Here is a 17,803-nt window from a genome sequence, read left to right on the forward strand (position 1 = left end):
GTATTGGAGGGAAAAGTAGATGGCCTTTTTACAAGCAAATATTTATTCAAATGTATTGGAAATGGAAGTGAATGTGAACGTAATTTTACCACAAGAAACGGTAAAAAAAGTGGGCACAAGTACCCAAGCAGCATTGACAGATATTCCCGTGTTGTATTTATTACATGGGATGGGAGGAAATCACAGCGTCTGGGCTCGCAGAACCTCTATTGAGCGGTATGTCGCTGATTTGGGGATTGCTGTCATTATGCCGTCCACGGATTTAGCTTGGTATACGGACACGCAATACGATATGAACTATTGGACGTTTATCTCAGAAGAATTACCGAAAATTTGTCATCAACTCTTTCCACAGTTAAGTACAAAACGAGAAAAAACCTTTGCCGCTGGTTTGTCAATGGGTGGTTATGGCGCCTTGAAATTAGGATTAGCGAAACCAGAATCTTTTGCAGCCGTTGCTTCTTTGTCTGGGGCAGTCAGTTTATCATCCACTAGTTTTGGGGAATTATTAAAAGTCCGTAATCGAAGCTATTGGGAAGGTATTTTTGGCCCGTTAGATCAAATTGAAGGTTCTATTCACGATCCGCTGTATTTACTACAACAATTAGTAGAAAGCCAAACAGAAATGCCCCAATTTTACCTTTGTTGTGGGGAGCAAGATATGTTACTTTCTGCTAATCAACAGATGGCTCAAGCGTTGGAACAGGCACAGGCAAGTTACACTTTTGAAACTGGACCAGGAGAACATGACTGGGTGTTCTGGGATGAATGGATTCAAAAAGCCTTGGCTTGGCTACCAATACCAAAATAGAGAAAGTAGTTTTCAAGATTTATTTTAAAAGTTAACCCTTGGTCCGTCAGTCGAAATGACTGACGGACCAAGGGCTTTTTTTATTTAGATGAAGATGTGTTGTCTGCTTGCAACCCATCTAAGTAGGTTTTAACGGCTTGAATAAAGGCGGATTTTTGGTGGATGGAGTGTCGAAATTGAATGCTTTCCTCCATGTACGTTAACTCATTGTCGGAGACATATTGTTTCATGTGCAGCACTTGTTCTTTTAAATAGTCATCTCCGTTCAATACTTGCGAAACGAGCTGTTTTTCCTCCGTTGCGTCCATAATCATCCCAAATAAAAGATGTTGTAAAGACGTTACTGCTAAATGAGTCATTTCTGGTGAAAAACCTGCTTCTCTTAAAATGCCCATCATTTGATTCAAATGGCGTAATCGTTGGGGGTAGGCAGGGACGGTTTGGATTTCGATGGCTACGGCACAGGGAAATTGTTGATAGAGATCATAATAGTTTTCCATGAAGGCCAGTAAGTCAGAATACCATTCACCACATAATGCAGGTTCTTGAAAGTGCTCTTCAATCGCTTCAGCCATACTTTGAAGTAAGGCTTGCTTATTTTTAAAATACCAATAAATTGCGGGCGCCTGTACACCAAGCTGTTTGGCGACTTTACGCATAGAAAGTTGTTCTAAAGTAGGACTTTTTTCTAACAAAGAAAATGCGGCTGCAATAATCGTGTCTTTTGATAATTTCGGTTCCATGATTTTAGCTCCTATTAAACGTTATCTTCGTAAGTTTATCAAAAAGAAGGTACACTTTATGATAGGAAAAACTTGTGAAAAATTAACTTGTTCGCTTGTATTTTACCACTAAAAATGGTAAATTATGAATCGGCCTTATTTTACAGTGTTAAATTGGTGAAGTCAATGAGCAAATTGATTTTTTTGTAATGGGGAAGAATTCGCAGACCAACACTGAAGAAGCAGGGAACTATTTTAAGAAAGTAGGGATAAGATGGACCTTATTATTCAACACGCCAAAAAATACAAAGGCTCGGTAGTTATTGCCTTGTTGGCGGTGATCGTAATGGTTGTCTCAGCACTTTGGCAACCAAAATTGTTACAACAAGTGTTGGAAGCAATTATGAATGACGATAGCGACAAAATGAAAAACTTAGGGATTCAATTAATTGCCATTGCAGGATTAGGACTCGTTGCAGGGGTTATTAATACAATTTTTTCTGCCAAAGTTGCCCAAGGTGTCAGTGCTGACATTCGTGAAGCAACTTTCCGCAAAATCCAAACCTTTTCATTTGGCAATATCGAAAAATTTTCAGCAGGTAACTTAGTTGTTCGTTTAACAAATGACGTTACTCAAATTCAAAATGTCATTATGATTGCGTTGCAGACACTTTTTAGAATTCCTTTTTTATTTATCGGGAGTTTTATTTTAGCGATGCTAACCTTGCCACAACTATGGTGGGTGATTGTTGCACTTGTCATCGCAGTTATTTTGATTTCTATGCTGTCCTTTTCGCAAATGGGCAAGCATTTCATGATTATTCAAAACTTGATTGATAAGATTAATGGTATCGCAAAAGAAAATTTGTTAGGCATTCGTGTCGTCAAATCATTTGTTCAAGAAAAAAATCAATTGTCACGTTTTACAAAAGTGAGTGAAGAATTAACCACCCATAACTTAATCGTAGGTAGCTTATTTGCTGTGATGATTCCAGCGTTTATGTTGGTGGCGAACTTAGCCGTTGTAGGCTCGATTTTCTTTGTGAGTAACTTAGTCAAGGATGATCCAACTTTAATTGGTGGTGTCGCTTCCTTTATGAACTATTTAATGCAAATCATGATGGCGATTATTATCGGCGGAATGATGATGATGATGACTTCTCGTGCCGCTGTTTCCATTAAGCGGATTAAAGAAGTGATGGAAACAGAACCAGATGTTACCTACAAAAAAGTCCCAGAACAAGAGTTAATTGGTAGTGTTGAGTTTGATCACGTATCTTTCCGTTATCCTGGGGATGAAGAAGATACCTTGAAAGACATCTCTTTCTCTATTCAGCCAGGTGAAATGATTGGGATTGTGGGTGCAACTGGCGCTGGTAAATCTACGTTGGCACAATTAATTCCACGTTTATTTGATCCGACAGAAGGAAAGATTGAAGTTGGTGGTGTCGATTTACGAGAAGTGAACGAACACAGTTTACGAAAAACAGTTTCCTTTGTGTTGCAAAAAGCAATCCTGTTCTCTGGAACGATTGCGCAAAATCTACGCCATGGTAAACGTGACGCTTCTGAAGCGGATATGGAACGGGCTTCAGGCATCGCCCAAGCCAAGGAATTTATTGAAAAATTAGCAGAAGGTTATGATGCGCCCGTCGAAGAACGGAGTAATAACTTTTCTGGTGGACAAAAACAACGGTTATCAATTACTAGAGGTGTGATTGGTGAACCTAAAATTTTGATTTTAGATGATAGTACCAGCGCGTTGGATGCTCGTTCGGAGCGGTTAGTCCGAGAAGCGTTGGATAAAGAGTTAAAAGAGACTACCACGATTGTTATTGCCCAAAAAATTTCTTCTGTTGTCCATGCAGATCGTATTTTAGTATTGGATAATGGACGTTTAGTCGGGGAAGGCACGCATGAAGAATTAGCAGCTACGAACCCCGTATATCAAGAAATTTACGAAACTCAAAAAGGAAAGGAGGAAGCTTAATGACTGATTTAATAAAAGCTAGTAAATTTTTCTATCATTATTTAAAACGTTACAAAGTTTCTTTCCTCTTTATTTTCTTAGCAATTTTCGCAGCGACTTATTTACAAGTCAAAGCGCCGCAATTCGTTGGGGAAGCTATTCAGGAATTAGCGAAATATGCGGTTAATGTGATGCAAGGAAAAGACGATAAAAGTGCGTTCGTTTCTGTCATTTGGAAACTACTCATTTTTTATGTCTTAACTAGTGCCGCTAGTTTCATTTACAGTATTCTCTTTACACAAGTTGTGGGGAAATCGACAAACCGCATGCGGATTGGTTTGTTTAACAAATTAGAAAAATTGACGATTCGTTTCTTTGATTCTCATCAAGATGGTGAAATTTTAAGTCGTTTTACTAGTGATTTAGACAACATCCAAAACAGTTTAAACCAAGCGTTGCTACAAGTATTAACCAATATTGCCTTATTGGTTGGTGTCTTAATCATGATGTTCCGTCAAAATGTGGAACTGGCATGGGCCACAATTGCTTCTACGCCGATTGCGATTTTAATTGCGGTCTTTGTGATTAGCAAGGCGCGCAAATATGTCGATTTACAACAAGATGAAGTGGGTAAATTAAATGGCTATATGGATGAAAAAATTAGTGGGCAACGTGTGATTATCACTAATGGCTTACAAGAAGAAACCATTGACGGCTTTTTAGAGCAAAATGAAAAAGTTCGTGCAGCTACGTATAAAGGTCAAGTGTATTCAGGATTACTTTTCCCAATGATGCAAGGAATGTCATTAGTCAATACGGCAATTGTTATTTTCTTTGGTGGTTGGTTAGCAATCAATGGTTCTGTTGATCGTGCCGCTGCGCTAGGTTTAGTCGTTATGTTTGTCCAATATTCCCAACAATATTATCAACCATTGATGCAAATTTCTTCAGGTTATAGCATGATTCAATTAGCTGTTACAGGCGCTCGTCGTTTAAATGAGATGTTTGATGAACCAGATGAAATTCGTCCCGAAAATGGCGAAAAATTAGAAGAGATTAACAAAGCTGTGGCTTTAAATCATGTTGTTTTTGGCTATAATCCAGAAACGCCTGTGTTGAAAGATGTTTCTATTCATGTGGATAAAGGTGAAATGGTCGCTTTAGTCGGACCGACAGGCTCAGGAAAAACAACGATTATGAATTTAATGAATCGCTTTTATGATGTGAATAAAGGCGCCGTGACGTTTGATGGTGTGGACATTCGTGAAATGGATTTAGATAGCTTGCGTTCACATGTAGGCATTGTTTTGCAAGAGTCCGTTCTATTTTCAGGAACAATTCGTGAGAATATTGCTTTTGGTAAGCCAGAGGCAACGGATGAAGAAATTGTTCAAGCAGCGAAACAAGCGAATATCCATGAATTTATTGTAAATCTTGAGCAAGGCTACGATACTGAGATTACGGAAGAGAATAACCTTTTCAGTACGGGGCAAAAGCAATTAGTAAGTATTGCACGAACGATTATTACCAATCCAGAATTATTAATTTTGGATGAAGCAACAAGTAATGTTGATACAGTAACAGAAGCTAAAATCCAAAAAGCGATGGACGAAGCAATTAAAGGGCGCACCAGTTTTGTGATTGCCCATCGTTTGAAAACGATTCTAAATGCGGATCGGATTATTGTTTTACGAGACGGTGAAGTCATTGAAGAAGGCAACCACCATGAACTAGTTGAACAAGATGGATTCTATGCGGAACTTTATAAAAATCAATTTGTTTTTGAATAAGTCGAAAAAGAAGCAAAATGAGTCATTCTCATTTGCTTCTTTTTTTGCTATGCTAAATAGAAAAAGGAGAAATGTCAATGGAAAAAATGAGGAATGTACGGCAATTATGGCGCACGTTTTTGGTGCTAAATACTTTATTTGTACTGAGTGTATTCAGAGAGAATCGATGGACAAAATCGGCACTACTTTTTTGGTTGTTGGCTAATAGTTTTTTATATGGACTGCAGTAGTTGATTTATCTTGGGGGCGAAAAAGGCTGGCTGATACATCTGCAGCGGTGGTATTATTGCGCGATTCTTCTCCAAATAGCAGGCACATTGATTGTATATTTTTCGTTTTTTGTATAAAGGTCTCTCGTTTCTTGCCGGAGAATATGCTAAAATAAAAAGCAGCAGGGGGCGAGAAAACCATGGAAAAGCCAAATAAACGCAAAGCTGATTTAGAACGTACACGGCAAATTATTTTGTCTGTCGCTTCTGAATTATTCATGACAAAGGGGTTCAAAAATACCTCCACTCGTGAAATTGCTTTAAAAGCGAACATTACCCAACCGAATCTCTATCACCATTTTAAAAATAAAAAAGAACTGTATTTAGCTGTGATTGAAGAATTAACGTCCCGTGTTCAGGAAGAATTAGTCCCGATTGTTTCTGGAAATGCATCAGTAGAAGAAAAACTTTATCAATTAATCAAAGTTTTGTTAGATGAACATCCGACCAATCTTTTCTTAATGTTGAACGACATGTTTCAAGAAATGGGCCCTGATTACAATCGTACGCTGTATCAAATTTTCAAAAAAACCTATATCAATAATATTGCGGCTATTTTTGAAAGTGAACCTGAAACCAATTGCTTACAAGAGGGCATCAGTGTAGATGATGCAACTCGGTTTATTTTATATAACGTTAGTGCATTATTAAGTATTGAAAAAACGTACCAGCGAAAAACAGTGGATGACGATGTCAAAAAATTTATTCAATTTATGCTACATGGCGTTCTGAAAAGTCACAAATAAAAAATAGAGAAGCCCTGTTGAAAAACAGACTTCTCTATTTTTTTGTAAAATTCACTTATCGATTGATAAATAATTATTGATTTATCGATTGATAAGTGATATAGTTTATTTCGAAAAGAAGAAAGAGGTGAACCATTCATGTTTTTAGGATTTAATGAAATGAAGTATTCAAAAGGACGGTACGTCCTTGTAGTCTTAGTAATGGTCTTGATTGCTTGGTTGATTTTTATTTTGTCAGGTTTAGCGAACGGTTTAGCTCAAGGAAATCGTTTAGCCGTAGATCAATGGCAAGCGAATCAAGTGGTTTTATCAAAAGAGGCCAATAGTAATTTAAATGTATCAGTGTTAGATGAAAACGTGAAAGAAACGATTTCAGGAGGCAAAATTGCACCGATTGGTCAACAATCTTTAGCCATCCGCCCAGCAGATGACAAAAAGGCTGAATTAACGAATGTTAGCTTATTTGGAATTGAAAAAGAAAGTTTTTTAATGCCAAAAGTGATTGAAGGAAACGCATTTACTGATAAAAATCAAGTGATTGCTTCAGAAACATTGAAAAATCAAGGATTTAAAATTGGCGACAAATTAACTGCAGGGAAATATGATGAGCAATTAGAAATTGTCGGCTTTATTTCTAAAAGTAGCTATAACATTGTGCCAGTTATTTACACTTCTCTGGATACTTGGCGGTCAATTAAATATGGTGACAATCCAGCAATGGCCAAAATGGTTAATGGTTTCATTGTTCGCAGCAAGGACAACGCGGAAGTTAAAACGACTAATAAAGACAGCCAAGTTCTTTCAATTTCAGATTTTATTGAAAAACTACCAGGATACAGCGCTCAAAACTTGACCTTGGATGGCATGATTTATTTCTTGATTGTGATTGCAGCGTTCATTATCGGTATTTTTATCTTTGTGATGACTTTACAGAAAACAGCAATGTTCGGTGTCTTAAAAGTTCAAGGGGTGCCGACTAGTTTCTTAGCAAAGGCAGTCATGCTACAAACCGCTTTATTGGCTGTTCTAGGAGTGGCGATTGGTCTTGCTTTAACGGGAATTACCGTGCTCTTTTTACCAGAAGCGATGCCTTATGCAACTAATGGACCACGCATGATTTTGTTTAGTGTACTATTGATTTTATCTGCATTAATTGGCGGGGCATTTTCAATTCGAACGATTGCTAAAATTGATCCGTTAATCGCGATTGGAGGTTAGAGACATGGCAAATGTTTTAGAAATGAAAAATATTTATAAAAAATATGGTGAAAAACATACAGAAGTGATCGCGTTAAAAGAATTATCTTTTGCGGTTCAACCAGGTGAATTTGTCGCAGTAATTGGTCCTTCTGGTTCTGGTAAAAGTACCTTTTTAACGATTGCAGCTGGTTTACAGGCACCGACAAGTGGTGAAGTCATTGTTGGCGGGCAATCACTAAATAAGTTAACGAAAAAACAACGTTTGGCGCAACGTTTTCAAAAAATCGGCTTTATTTTACAAAGCTCTAATTTGGTGCCATTTTTAACAGTGGAAGATCAATTTCACTTAATTGAAAAAGTTGATAAGTCACGTAAAAATAGTGAATTAAAAGAGCAATTGTTAGAGACGTTGGGTTTAAAAGAATTACGAAATAGTTATCCTCGTGATCTCTCTGGTGGGGAAAGACAACGGGTAGCCATTGCGTGTGCATTGTATCATGAGCCAGACGTAATTTTGGCAGATGAACCAACGGCTAGTTTAGATACAGAAAAGGCATTTGATGTTGTCCAATTACTAGCGAAAGAGGCCAAAGAGAAAGATAAAGGGATTATCATGGTGACACATGATGAGCGTTTGTTGAAATACTGTGATCGAGTGGTTCGTATTCGTGATGGTGAATTGACAGAGTAACAAAACAAATAAAAGAGAACATGATCGGATTGCTGGAGACAATCCGACCATGTTCTCTTATTTCTTTTCAATACAGAAAAGAACAGGTGGCTGATTTTTTTGATTGATAAACTCATAACGTAAGACACTGTAAATATCTTGTGGTAAGGCTTGCGTGTAATTCGTGACCAAATCAAGTTCCTCTGAACCACCTTCGTGGCCATAATAAACGACTAAAATAATGCGACTTCCTTTTACCAAATGAGGCAGTAACCCATCTAACGCCTGTTTAGTCGTAGTGGGTTTTGTAATAATTTCCTTATTACTTTTAGGTAAATAGCCTAAGTTAAAAATAGCGGCAGTGATTTCTGTTTCTTCATCTAGGACAGCATGAAGATGTTCATGTCCTAATGGAAATAACGTAGTTTGTGGGAGTAAATTAAGTTCTGTTAACTTTTGTTCTGTATTGATCAACGCTTCTTTTTGGATATCAAAGGCGAAAACTTCACCAGAAGGGCCAACTAGCTCTGCTAAGAATGCTGTATCATGACCATTTCCCATTGTTGCATCAATGACGAAGTCGCCAGGTTCCACCACTTCTTTTAAAAGTTGGTGACTAAAATGTAGGGCTGTTTGTAGCATTAATTGAAAACTTCCTTTCCTGAAATGACAGTATATTTTCCTTGATAACTGTTGCGGCGTTTCATTTCCACATCAATCGCATTGAGAACTTCCCATTTTTTCAAGCTCCACATCGGTCCGATAATTGTTTCAAAGGGAGCATCGCCTGTCAAGCGATGAATAACAATTTCGGGTGGAATCATTTCTAACTGATCACAAATCACTGAAACATAGGCTTCTTTACTCATCAATTGTAAGCGTCCTTCATTATAATCCCGCATCATTTTGGTATTTGTCATTAAATGAAGTAAGTGCAGTTTAATCCCTTGGATATCTGAATCCTGAATAGTTCGCCGCACATTTTCGCGCATCATGGCAGGTGTTTCACCAGGTAGCCCGTTAATTAAATGTGTACAGACCCGAATCCCGTGTTTCCGTAATTTAGCTACACCATCTAGATATGTTTGATAATCATGAGCACGATTAATGGCAGCGCTAGTTTCCTCAAACGTGGTTTGCAAACCCAACTCTACCCATAAATAAAAGCGTTCATTTAATTCAGCTAAATAGTTCACCACCTCATCAGGCAAACAATCAGGACGGGTACCAATGGATAAACCAACGACACCTTTTTCATTGACTACTTGTTCAAACCGATGACGAATAACGTCAACGGGCGCATGTGTATTGGTGAAATTTTGGAAGTAAACAATGTATTGATCGACAGTTGGCCATTTTTGATGCATCAATTGGATTTCTTTTTGAAATTGAAGCGGCAGGGGATCGCTAGGTGCAACAATCATGTCGCCTGAGCCAGAAACACTACAGAACGTACAACCACCTTTGGCAACCGTCCCATCACGATTGGGGCAATCAAAGCCACCATCAATTGGCACTTTAAAAATCTTTTCACCAAACTGTTGACGAAGTGCATAGTTCCAAGTGTGATAGCGTTTATTTGGATCATCTGAATAAGGAAAAATTTGCATAATCAAGACTTCTTTCTAGCGTTGTTTGCTTTGAAATCGCCAAACAAAGCGTTTTTCTAAATAAATAGGGTAACTTAATAACAACCAAGCTAAACCAAGACAAAAACCACCTAAGATATCGCTAGGGAAATGGACACCTAAATAGATTCGACTAACCCCAATCATGAAAATCCCAATACCTAGTAAAATTTGCACACAAAGGCGGACCGTTTTATTCTTAATGAAAATTGGCAGAATCAATAAAATAGTGCCGTAGAACAAGGTGCTTCCTACAGCATGTCCGCTAGGAAAACTATACGTATGTTCAGTTACTAAATGCTCCAAAGTAGGACGTTGGCGCATAAAGAATAATTTTAATAAAGAATTACCTACGCCAGCAATTAAGGCAGTATTAATAAAGAGCCATAATGCTTCAGCATAATATTTCCAAACAATAAACAGAGCAATGACAACGATTGCTAAGATGATAATCGTCAATGAATTGGCAAATTTGGTGTACCAAATAAAAAAGTTATTTAACTGTGGAAAAGGACGACGAACAAAAGAAGTAATCGTTTGATCAAAGCCTTTGAGCCAGGTTGGATAAAAACGAACAACATAGCCTAAAAACATAAATACTAAAAGAAAACAACTACCTGCAAATTGATAATAAAGTTTGTTTTTCATAAAAAATCCTTTCAAAATTTAATCGCAACAATCCGTATTATACCATCAAAAGGGTAAAAAATTAAAAGATAATTTCATTGCCTGATTTGGAGGGGATACAGATATTAAAAAAGTTCTGGCACCACAATTTCTCATTGTGGTGCCAGAACAGATGTTTTAACTGGCACATGTTTATTGATTATCATCATCAGGAGTATCAACGGTAATATCGCCGAATTCGCTAGAAAGGTTAAACTCTGTATCCGCACGACCATTCTTATAAGATGTTCGCTCTTTGTTTAAAAGTTGAACATCGCCTAATTTTGATTCACCTTTGATTGAAATGTTACGCAAAATTTCTCCAGAATTTACATAAATATCTCCATGGACAAGAGCGACAGTTAATTTTTTAGGCACAGCAGGCATGTCTAAAGAAAAATCACCATTTTCACTTGAAAAGTTAGCTTCTCCTTTGAAATCATAGACGCTAATATCGCCATCTGTCGTTGTTGCTTGGATGTTTCCACGAGCATTTTGCACTCGAATATCACCAGAAGTAGTCGTATTTTTGATTTCATCGAAATAGGCTGAATCCAACGTTATATCGCCGTCAGTGGTTTCAACTGTTGCTGTTTTAGCGGAAGTATCCGCTGAAAGGTAGATACCATCTGAAGAGTTAAGCGTCATTTTTTTGGCTTTAACACCCGATAGACTAACATAAGAATTTGGTAGATTAGTTGTTAATTCGTCTACGTTAAAAGCATTCAATGAAACTTGTGAATGGGTTGAGCCATCAATCACTAACTTTTTCACATTATTAGGAATCTGGACACTCACGTTCGGTGTGAGGTCATTAAAAATGCCAATATTAAAAAATGACAACTCGGGTTGGTTTTGTGTACGAGTGGTATTGATGGTTGCTGTTATTTTATTTTTTTCTTCTTTGACATCTAAGGTGCCTTCAGCTTTTGAATAAAAGGCATTATTCGGTGATCGTAACCCCATTTTGTTACTATCAGTTTTATAAATGGTATAAGGGCCTTTGCCTTTTAAGGATAAGTGAAGTTCTTCGCCTGCTTGTTTATTTTTTAGTGTATAACTTTCTTTTAGCGGTGTGACTGATTTTTCCGCTTGCTTGTAATAATAGACGGCGCCAGATCCACCAATTAGCATCGCTAAGACAGCAATGGATAAGAGAATCCCTGTTGTTTTTTTCATTAGATATCACCTCGTAAAACAGCAATGTTCCATTGGAAATAACGCTTAAAGACATGTGCTGAAAATTTTAAAATTGGTAGAAACAGTAACCAACCAATGATTGATGCACCAAATAAAAAGAGACTCATAGATAATTGGAAAAAGGAAGCGGCATTTGCTTGAGTAATAACACTATAAATACCATAAATTGGTGAAAATAAAGTTGCAGCTCCGGCAATGCCACAACCGACGTACATTAAGGCAATCCCTAAAATAACCCAAAACATGAAGAAAAAATTTAAACAGAAAATACCAAGCACTTGGAAAAATCGGGTTAGCGGCCGATGCTGTGGTCGTTGATAGTAAGGAGAATCATTATCATAGTAAAATTCAGATTCTTCTTCATAGGGATGATCATAAGCAGGTGTAGCCGCTGGAATTTCTTGCCAGCCATTATTTTCAATTTTTCGTTCCGTCAATTCAATGCCTTGTTCTTTTAAAATTTCTTCTGCGATAACTCGTGGTTTCCCCAATGATTTTGCCACTTGTTCTTCTGTTTCGCCTTCCGCAACACGAGCATCAAATAACGCCTTGTATTTCGCAAGAATAATAGCTTGATCTTTTGGATTTAACGCTTTTAAATAAATTTTCAGCTCAATAATAAAATGTTCTTTATTCATTCCGCTCCCTCTTTCTACACGATTCATTTCTCATCTTAAACTATAATTTCTTTTTGGGCGAATAACAAGAGGAATTACAAAAATCAGACTAAGGTAAAGAAGCGTCTACAACTAAAGTCGCAGTTTTTTTCCGAGTAGTAACAAGAGAGGAAATCCATGTTAAAAAACATTACTTCTTTACAATCTAGTTACAGTAATATGAAATTTTGTTGAAGTGTTTTTAATTCGCCAGAAAAAAAGGTATACTTGTTATAATAACAAAACTAAAAAATTACATTTACATATAAGTTAAAAAAGGAAAGTTGGGGACGTATCAATGAAGAAAGAATCAATGTCACGTATCGAAAGAAGGAAAGCACAACAAAGAAAGAAAACGCCAGTACAATGGAAGAAGAGCACTACTTTATTCAGCTCGGCGTTAATTGTTTCATCTGTAGGAACGCCCGTTGCGTTACTACCAGTGACTGCTGAGGCAACAGAAGAGCAGCCAACAAATGCGGAAGTTGCCCAAGCACCTACTACGGAAACTGGCTTAGTAGAGACACCAACAACAGAAACTACGCCAGGAACTACGCCAGGAACTACGGAACAACCGACAACGGATTCGTCAACAACGACTGAATCGACAACTGAATCATCAAAAGAAACACCAACAACACCAAGTACCGAGCAACCAACAGTTGATTCAACTACACCTGTGGAATCAGGAACGACTGATTCTTCAGTAGCAGAAATCACGCCAGTAGCTCCTTCAACAACCGAGTCTGAAGCAGCGCCTGCGGTTACACCCGATGATGAAGTAAAAGTACCAGAAGCTAGAGTAGCTTCTGCGCAAACTTTTTCAGCGTTATCACCGACGCAAAGTCCTTCAGAATTTATTGCCGAGTTAGCTCGTTGTGCACAACCTATTGCGCAAGCCAATGATTTATATGCATCAGTGATGATGGCTCAAGCAATCGTTGAAAGTGGTTGGGGGGCAAGTACGTTATCTAAGGCACCAAACTATAACTTATTTGGGATTAAAGGCAGCTACAATGGACAATCTGTCTATATGGATACATGGGAATATTTAAACGGCAAATGGTTAGTGAAAAAAGAACCTTTCCGTAAATATCCTTCTTACATGGAATCATTCCAAGATAATGCGCACGTGCTAAAAACAACTTCTTTCCAAGCGGGCATTTACTATTATGCTGGGGCTTGGAAAAGCAATACAAGCTCGTACCGCGATGCAACTGCTTGGTTAACAGGTCGTTATGCGACAGATCCTAGCTACAATGCTAAATTAAATAATGTCATTACCGCATATAACTTAACTCAATATGATACACCATCTTCTGGTGGAAATACTGGGGGCGGAACAGTTAACCCAGGAACAGGCGGCTCGAACAATCAATCAGGAACGAACACGTACTATACTGTAAAATCAGGGGATACCTTGAATAAAATTGCCGCGCAATATGGTGTGAGCGTTGCTAATTTACGCTCATGGAACGGCATCTCTGGCGATTTAATTTTCGTTGGTCAAAAACTTATCGTGAAAAAAGGTGCTTCAGGTAACACTGGTGGCTCAGGCAGCGGTGGTTCTAACAATAATCAATCAGGAACGAACACGTACTATACTGTAAAATCAGGGGATACCTTGAATAAAATTGCCGCGCAATATGGCGTGAGCGTTGCTAATTTACGCTCATGGAATGGCATCTCTGGCGATTTAATTTTCGTTGGTCAAAAGCTCATCGTGAAAAAAGGTGCTTCAGGTAACACTGGTGGCTCAAACAACGGTGGCTCTAACAATAATCAATCAGGAACGAACACGTACTACACGATTAAATCAGGGGATACCTTGAACAAAATTTCTGCACAATATGGTGTGAGCGTTGCTAATTTACGCTCATGGAATGGCATTTCTGGCGATTTAATCTTCGCTGGTCAAAAAATTATTGTGAAAAAAGGTACTTCAGGTAACACCGGTGGCTCAAGCAATGGTGGTTCTAACAATAATCAATCAGGAACGAATACGTACTACACGATTAAATCAGGCGATACCTTGAACAAAATTTCTGCACAATTCGGTGTTAGTGTGGCTAACTTACAAGCCTGGAATAACATCAGCGGTAGTTTGATTTTTGCTGGTCAAAAGATTATCGTGAAAAAAGGTGCCAACTCAGGTTCAACGAATACGAACAAGCCTACGAATAATGGTGGCGGTGCGACAACATCCTACACGATTAAATCAGGTGATACGCTGAATAAAATTTCTGCACAGTTTGGCGTGAGTGTTGCTAATCTACGTTCATGGAACGGGATCAAAGGCGATTTAATTTTTGCTGGTCAAACAATCATCGTGAAAAAAGGCGCTTCTGCAGGTGGCAATGCTTCTTCAACAAATAGTGCATCAGGCAAACGCCATACAGTTAAAAGCGGTGATTCACTTTGGGGCTTATCAATGCAATACGGAATCAGCATCCAAAAAATCAAACAATTAAATGGCTTAAGCGGGGATACAATTTATATTGGTCAAACTTTAAAAGTTGGTTAATTTAAGATTGAAAAAAATAGCTATCTTTGGTAACATGAGTCTTATAATAGAAAAAAACAATGAGAAGGAATAGTAGAAAGAACCATGTGATAGAGAGCGTATGGCTGGTGGAAATACGTACAGAAGCTTTTGAACTCGCCTTTAAGTTACTTTTTTGAACAAACCAAGTAGGAAAAGTCGGTGACGATCGTTAAGACGTTTGAGGTTAAGGTGACGGTGACTGACCGTTTCTTTGACGAATTTAGGTGGTACCACGTTGCATTTGTATGTTCACGTCCTATAGGAATTTTTCCTATAGGACTTTTTTTTATCACTAAGTGGCTAGTTTAAGTCAGAATAGTGACAATGGCTGCAGGTGGCAAATTTTAAGAATGAAAAATTTTATATTACTAGGAGGAATAACATGAGCTACAATCACAAAGAGGTTGAGAAAAAATGGCAAAAATATTGGGCTAAGAACAATTGTTTCAATACATTGGACGACCCAAATAAAGAAAAATTTTATGCACTAGATATGTTTCCCTATCCATCTGGACAAGGCTTACACGTAGGTCACCCGGAAGGCTATACAGCAACCGATATTCTTTCACGTATGAAACGTGCGCAAGGCTATAATGTGTTGCATCCAATGGGCTGGGATGCGTTTGGTTTGCCAGCAGAGCAATATGCGTTAGATACAGGAAATGACCCAGCTGAATTTACTAAGAAAAATATCGAAACATTCCGTCGCCAAATTAATTCACTAGGATTCAGCTATGATTGGAATCGCGAAATTAATACCACTGATCCCGAATATTACAAATGGACACAATGGATATTTACAAAATTATATGAAAAAGGGTTAGCTTATGAAGCAGAAGTTGCGGTTAACTGGGTACCTGAACTAGGAACTGTTATTTCAAATGAAGAAGTCATTGATGGAAAAAGTGAACGTGGCGGTTATGATGTGGTTCGCCGACCAATGCGTCAATGGATGTTGAAAATTACTGCTTATGCAGATCGCTTATTAGAAGATTTAGAGCTTGTTGATTGGCCAGAAAGTATTAAAGATATGCAACGAAATTGGATTGGACGTTCTGAAGGAGCCAATGTGACCTTTAAAGTCGCTGGCACAGAAGAAAGTTTCACGGTGTTTACAACCCGTCCTGATACCTTGTTTGGTGCAACCTATACTGTTCTAGCTCCTGAACTAGAACTAGTGAAAAAAATTACGACACCTGAACAAACAGCAGCTGTAGAAGCATATATTGAAGAAACCTCAAAAAAATCTGATTTAAATAGAACGGATTTAGCAAAAGAAAAAACAGGTGTTTTCACAGGTGCGTATGCTATAAATCCAGTCAATGGCCAAGAAATTCCAATTTGGATTGGCGATTATGTTTTAGCAAGCTATGGCACAGGCGCAATCATGGCGGTCCCAGCGCATGATGAACGGGATTACGAATTTGCGAAAACATTTGGCATTGATATCCTACCAGTAATCGCAGGTGGCGACATTACAACAGAAGCCTATACAGGTGATGGACCGCATATCAATTCTGATTTCTTAAATGGATTAAACAAAGCAGAAGCCATCGCTAAAATGAATGAGTGGCTAGAAGAAAATCACGTAGGGAAAAAAGAAGTATCTTATCGTTTACGTGACTGGTTATTCTCTCGTCAACGCTACTGGGGTGAACCAATTCCTGTGATCCATTGGGAAGATGGAACAACCACAACGGTTCCTGAATCTGAGTTACCTCTACGTTTACCAGTAACATCGGATATTCGCCCAAGTGGAACTGGGGAATCGCCATTAGCAAACATTGATGAATGGGTCAATGTCGTCGACCCTGAAACTGGTATGAAGGGAAAACGTGAAACGAATACTATGCCACAATGGGCTGGAAGCTCTTGGTATTACTTACGATTCATTGATCCTCATAATAAAAATGAAATTGCTGATTTTGAAAAATTAAAACGTTGGTTACCAGTTGATATCTATATTGGTGGTGCCGAACATGCGGTGCTGCATTTACTTTATGCTCGTTTTTGGCATAAATTCTTATATGATATTGGTGTGGTTCCTACCAAAGAACCTTTCCAAAAATTATACAACCAAGGTATGATTTTAGGAGAAAACAACGAAAAAATGTCTAAATCACGTGGCAATGTTGTAAATCCCGATGATGTGGTGGCTAAATATGGTGCGGATACATTACGTCTTTATGAAATGTTCATGGGCCCATTAGATGCTTCCATTGCTTGGAATGAAAATGGATTAGAAGGAAGTCGTAAATTCTTAGATCGCGTTTGGCGTCTGATTGTTGATGAAGAAGGCAAAATGCGTGACCGAATTACCACAATTAATGATGGCCGTTTAACGAAAGTTTATCATCAAACGGTTAAAAAAGTGACAGAAGATATGGCAAACTTGCACTTTAATACAGCTATTTCTCAATTAATGGTTTTTGTGAATGAAGCCAATAAAGTGGATGCCTTACCTTATGAATATGTGGAAGGATTTATCCAATTACTTGCGCCAATCGCGCCACATATTGGTGAAGAACTATGGCAAATTTTAGGTAACGAGGAAAGTTTAACTTATGTCCCTTGGCCAACCTATGATGAAGCAGCCTTAGTAGAAGATGAAGTGGAAGTAGTTTTCCAAGTGAACGGAAAATTACGTGGCAAACAAAATGTCGCTCGTGGGTTAAGCAAAGAAGAATTAGAACAAATTGCAATGAACCATGAAGCTGTTAAAGAATTTATTGAAGGAAAAACAGTGCGCAAAGTGATTGCTGTTCCAGATAAATTAGTAAATATTGTTGCAAATTAAGTTATATGTTTTAATACTAACTAGTAATATTCATTTATACTCATATGAAATTTCCGATAGTTTTTAACTAGAGACTATCGGAAATTTATATAAGAATGAATAGGATATTTCATGTTACAATTTCATTGCATTAT

General features: G+C 37.9%; 14 protein-coding genes and 1 other annotated feature. Of the genes, 8 read left to right on the plus strand and 6 right to left on the minus strand.

What is annotated here, in order from left to right:
• Positions 1–19: 19 nt before the first annotated feature.
• Entirely contained in the window at positions 20–811 is a 792-nt protein-coding gene (locus IGL90_RS02675; protein ID WP_010712037.1) for an alpha/beta hydrolase, read from the plus strand.
• 80 nt (positions 812–891) lie between these two features.
• Here IGL90_RS02675 and IGL90_RS02680 read toward each other — a convergent pair whose 3' ends face one another.
• The gene (locus IGL90_RS02680) at positions 892–1,554 is read right to left on the minus strand and encodes a TetR/AcrR family transcriptional regulator (RefSeq protein ID WP_002358755.1); all 663 of its coding nucleotides are present in this window, start codon (positions 1,552–1,554) and stop codon (positions 892–894) included.
• Between the two features lie 253 nt (positions 1,555–1,807).
• Here IGL90_RS02680 and erfC point away from each other — a divergent pair, with 253 nt between their 5' ends.
• From erfC to IGL90_RS02705, 5 genes are all read left to right on the plus strand, one after another.
• Positions 1,808–3,523, plus strand: a complete 1,716-nt coding sequence (erfC, locus tag IGL90_RS02685; RefSeq protein WP_002355662.1) for a multidrug ABC transporter ATP-binding protein/permease ErfC — start codon at positions 1,808–1,810, stop codon at positions 3,521–3,523.
• Positions 3,523–5,292 (plus strand): multidrug ABC transporter ATP-binding protein/permease ErfD, encoded by a 1,770-nt coding sequence (gene erfD, locus IGL90_RS02690; protein WP_048737333.1) that lies wholly within the window; start codon positions 3,523–3,525, stop codon positions 5,290–5,292. The genes erfC and erfD overlap by 1 nt, the downstream gene beginning before the upstream one ends.
• Positions 5,293–5,701: 409 nt before the next feature.
• Positions 5,702–6,307 carry a TetR/AcrR family transcriptional regulator gene (locus IGL90_RS02695; protein ID WP_002355664.1) on the plus strand — a complete coding sequence of 202 codons (606 nt, stop codon included), beginning with the start codon at positions 5,702–5,704 and terminating at the stop codon, positions 6,305–6,307.
• Between the two features lie 138 nt (positions 6,308–6,445).
• Entirely contained in the window at positions 6,446–7,525 is a 1,080-nt protein-coding gene (locus tag IGL90_RS02700) for an ABC transporter permease (protein ID WP_002355665.1), read from the plus strand.
• 4 nt (positions 7,526–7,529) lie between these two features.
• Entirely contained in the window at positions 7,530–8,198 is a 669-nt protein-coding gene (locus IGL90_RS02705; protein WP_002363221.1) for an ABC transporter ATP-binding protein, read from the plus strand.
• A 57-nt stretch (positions 8,199–8,255) separates the two neighbouring features.
• Here IGL90_RS02705 and IGL90_RS02710 read toward each other — a convergent pair whose 3' ends face one another.
• The 5 genes from IGL90_RS02710 to IGL90_RS02730 form a co-directional block, all read right to left on the minus strand.
• Positions 8,256–8,819: a class I SAM-dependent methyltransferase gene (locus IGL90_RS02710; RefSeq protein WP_048737330.1), complete on the minus strand. Its 564-nt coding sequence runs from the start codon at positions 8,817–8,819 to the stop codon at positions 8,256–8,258.
• The gene (locus tag IGL90_RS02715; protein ID WP_048737328.1) at positions 8,819–9,787 is read right to left on the minus strand and encodes a TIGR01212 family radical SAM protein; all 969 of its coding nucleotides are present in this window, start codon (positions 9,785–9,787) and stop codon (positions 8,819–8,821) included. Before IGL90_RS02715 ends, IGL90_RS02710 begins: the two co-directional genes overlap by 1 nt.
• 15 nt (positions 9,788–9,802) lie before the next feature.
• On the minus strand, positions 9,803–10,453 hold the full coding sequence (locus IGL90_RS02720) for a phosphatase PAP2 family protein (RefSeq protein WP_002355669.1): 651 nt from the start codon (positions 10,451–10,453) through the stop codon (positions 9,803–9,805).
• Between the two features lie 171 nt (positions 10,454–10,624).
• Positions 10,625–11,650: a DUF4097 family beta strand repeat-containing protein gene (locus tag IGL90_RS02725; RefSeq protein ID WP_014862125.1), complete on the minus strand. Its 1,026-nt coding sequence runs from the start codon at positions 11,648–11,650 to the stop codon at positions 10,625–10,627.
• A complete protein-coding gene (locus IGL90_RS02730) occupies positions 11,650–12,309 on the minus strand; it encodes a DUF1700 domain-containing protein (protein ID WP_002381265.1) in 660 nt (219 codons plus the stop codon). Before IGL90_RS02730 ends, IGL90_RS02725 begins: the two co-directional genes overlap by 1 nt.
• A gap of 316 nt (positions 12,310–12,625) precedes the next feature.
• Between IGL90_RS02730 and IGL90_RS02735 the strand changes: the two genes are divergently transcribed.
• Together IGL90_RS02735 and leuS are read left to right on the plus strand one after the other, a co-directional pair.
• Positions 12,626–14,851 (plus strand): autolysin, encoded by a 2,226-nt coding sequence (locus IGL90_RS02735; protein ID WP_163404256.1) that lies wholly within the window; start codon positions 12,626–12,628, stop codon positions 14,849–14,851.
• Positions 14,852–14,901: 50 nt separating this feature from the next.
• Positions 14,902–15,134 (plus strand) — a binding site (T-box leader).
• A 120-nt stretch (positions 15,135–15,254) separates the two neighbouring features.
• Complete coding sequence (gene leuS, locus IGL90_RS02740; RefSeq protein ID WP_048737528.1) at positions 15,255–17,669, plus strand: leucine--tRNA ligase; 2,415 nt, start codon at positions 15,255–15,257, stop codon at positions 17,667–17,669.
• The last annotated feature ends 134 nt before the right edge of the window (positions 17,670–17,803 follow it).

The sequence above is a fragment of the Enterococcus sp. DIV1307a genome, assembly GCF_050537425.1.
Taxonomy (GTDB): domain Bacteria; phylum Bacillota; class Bacilli; order Lactobacillales; family Enterococcaceae; genus Enterococcus; species Enterococcus faecalis.

Excerpts from the sequence above, each read along its gene's own strand:
- IGL90_RS02680 (WP_002358755.1), bottom strand. The coding sequence starts at position 1,554 with ATGGAACCGAAATTATCAAAAGACACGATTATTGCAGCCGCATTTTCT.
- IGL90_RS02700 (WP_002355665.1), top strand. The coding sequence starts at position 6,446 with ATGTTTTTAGGATTTAATGAAATGAAGTATTCAAAAGGACGGTACGTC.
- IGL90_RS02720 (WP_002355669.1), bottom strand. The coding sequence starts at position 10,453 with ATGAAAAACAAACTTTATTATCAATTTGCAGGTAGTTGTTTTCTTTTA.
- leuS (WP_048737528.1), top strand. The coding sequence starts at position 15,255 with ATGAGCTACAATCACAAAGAGGTTGAGAAAAAATGGCAAAAATATTGG.
- IGL90_RS02715 (WP_048737328.1), bottom strand. The coding sequence starts at position 9,787 with ATGCAAATTTTTCCTTATTCAGATGATCCAAATAAACGCTATCACACT.
- IGL90_RS02710 (WP_048737330.1), bottom strand. The coding sequence starts at position 8,819 with ATGCTACAAACAGCCCTACATTTTAGTCACCAACTTTTAAAAGAAGTG.
- IGL90_RS02675 (WP_010712037.1), top strand. The coding sequence starts at position 20 with ATGGCCTTTTTACAAGCAAATATTTATTCAAATGTATTGGAAATGGAA.
- IGL90_RS02735 (WP_163404256.1), top strand. The coding sequence starts at position 12,626 with ATGAAGAAAGAATCAATGTCACGTATCGAAAGAAGGAAAGCACAACAA.
- IGL90_RS02705 (WP_002363221.1), top strand. The coding sequence starts at position 7,530 with ATGGCAAATGTTTTAGAAATGAAAAATATTTATAAAAAATATGGTGAA.
- IGL90_RS02730 (WP_002381265.1), bottom strand. The coding sequence starts at position 12,309 with ATGAATAAAGAACATTTTATTATTGAGCTGAAAATTTATTTAAAAGCG.
- IGL90_RS02725 (WP_014862125.1), bottom strand. The coding sequence starts at position 11,650 with ATGAAAAAAACAACAGGGATTCTCTTATCCATTGCTGTCTTAGCGATG.
- erfC (WP_002355662.1), top strand. The coding sequence starts at position 1,808 with ATGGACCTTATTATTCAACACGCCAAAAAATACAAAGGCTCGGTAGTT.
- IGL90_RS02695 (WP_002355664.1), top strand. The coding sequence starts at position 5,702 with ATGGAAAAGCCAAATAAACGCAAAGCTGATTTAGAACGTACACGGCAA.
- erfD (WP_048737333.1), top strand. The coding sequence starts at position 3,523 with ATGACTGATTTAATAAAAGCTAGTAAATTTTTCTATCATTATTTAAAA.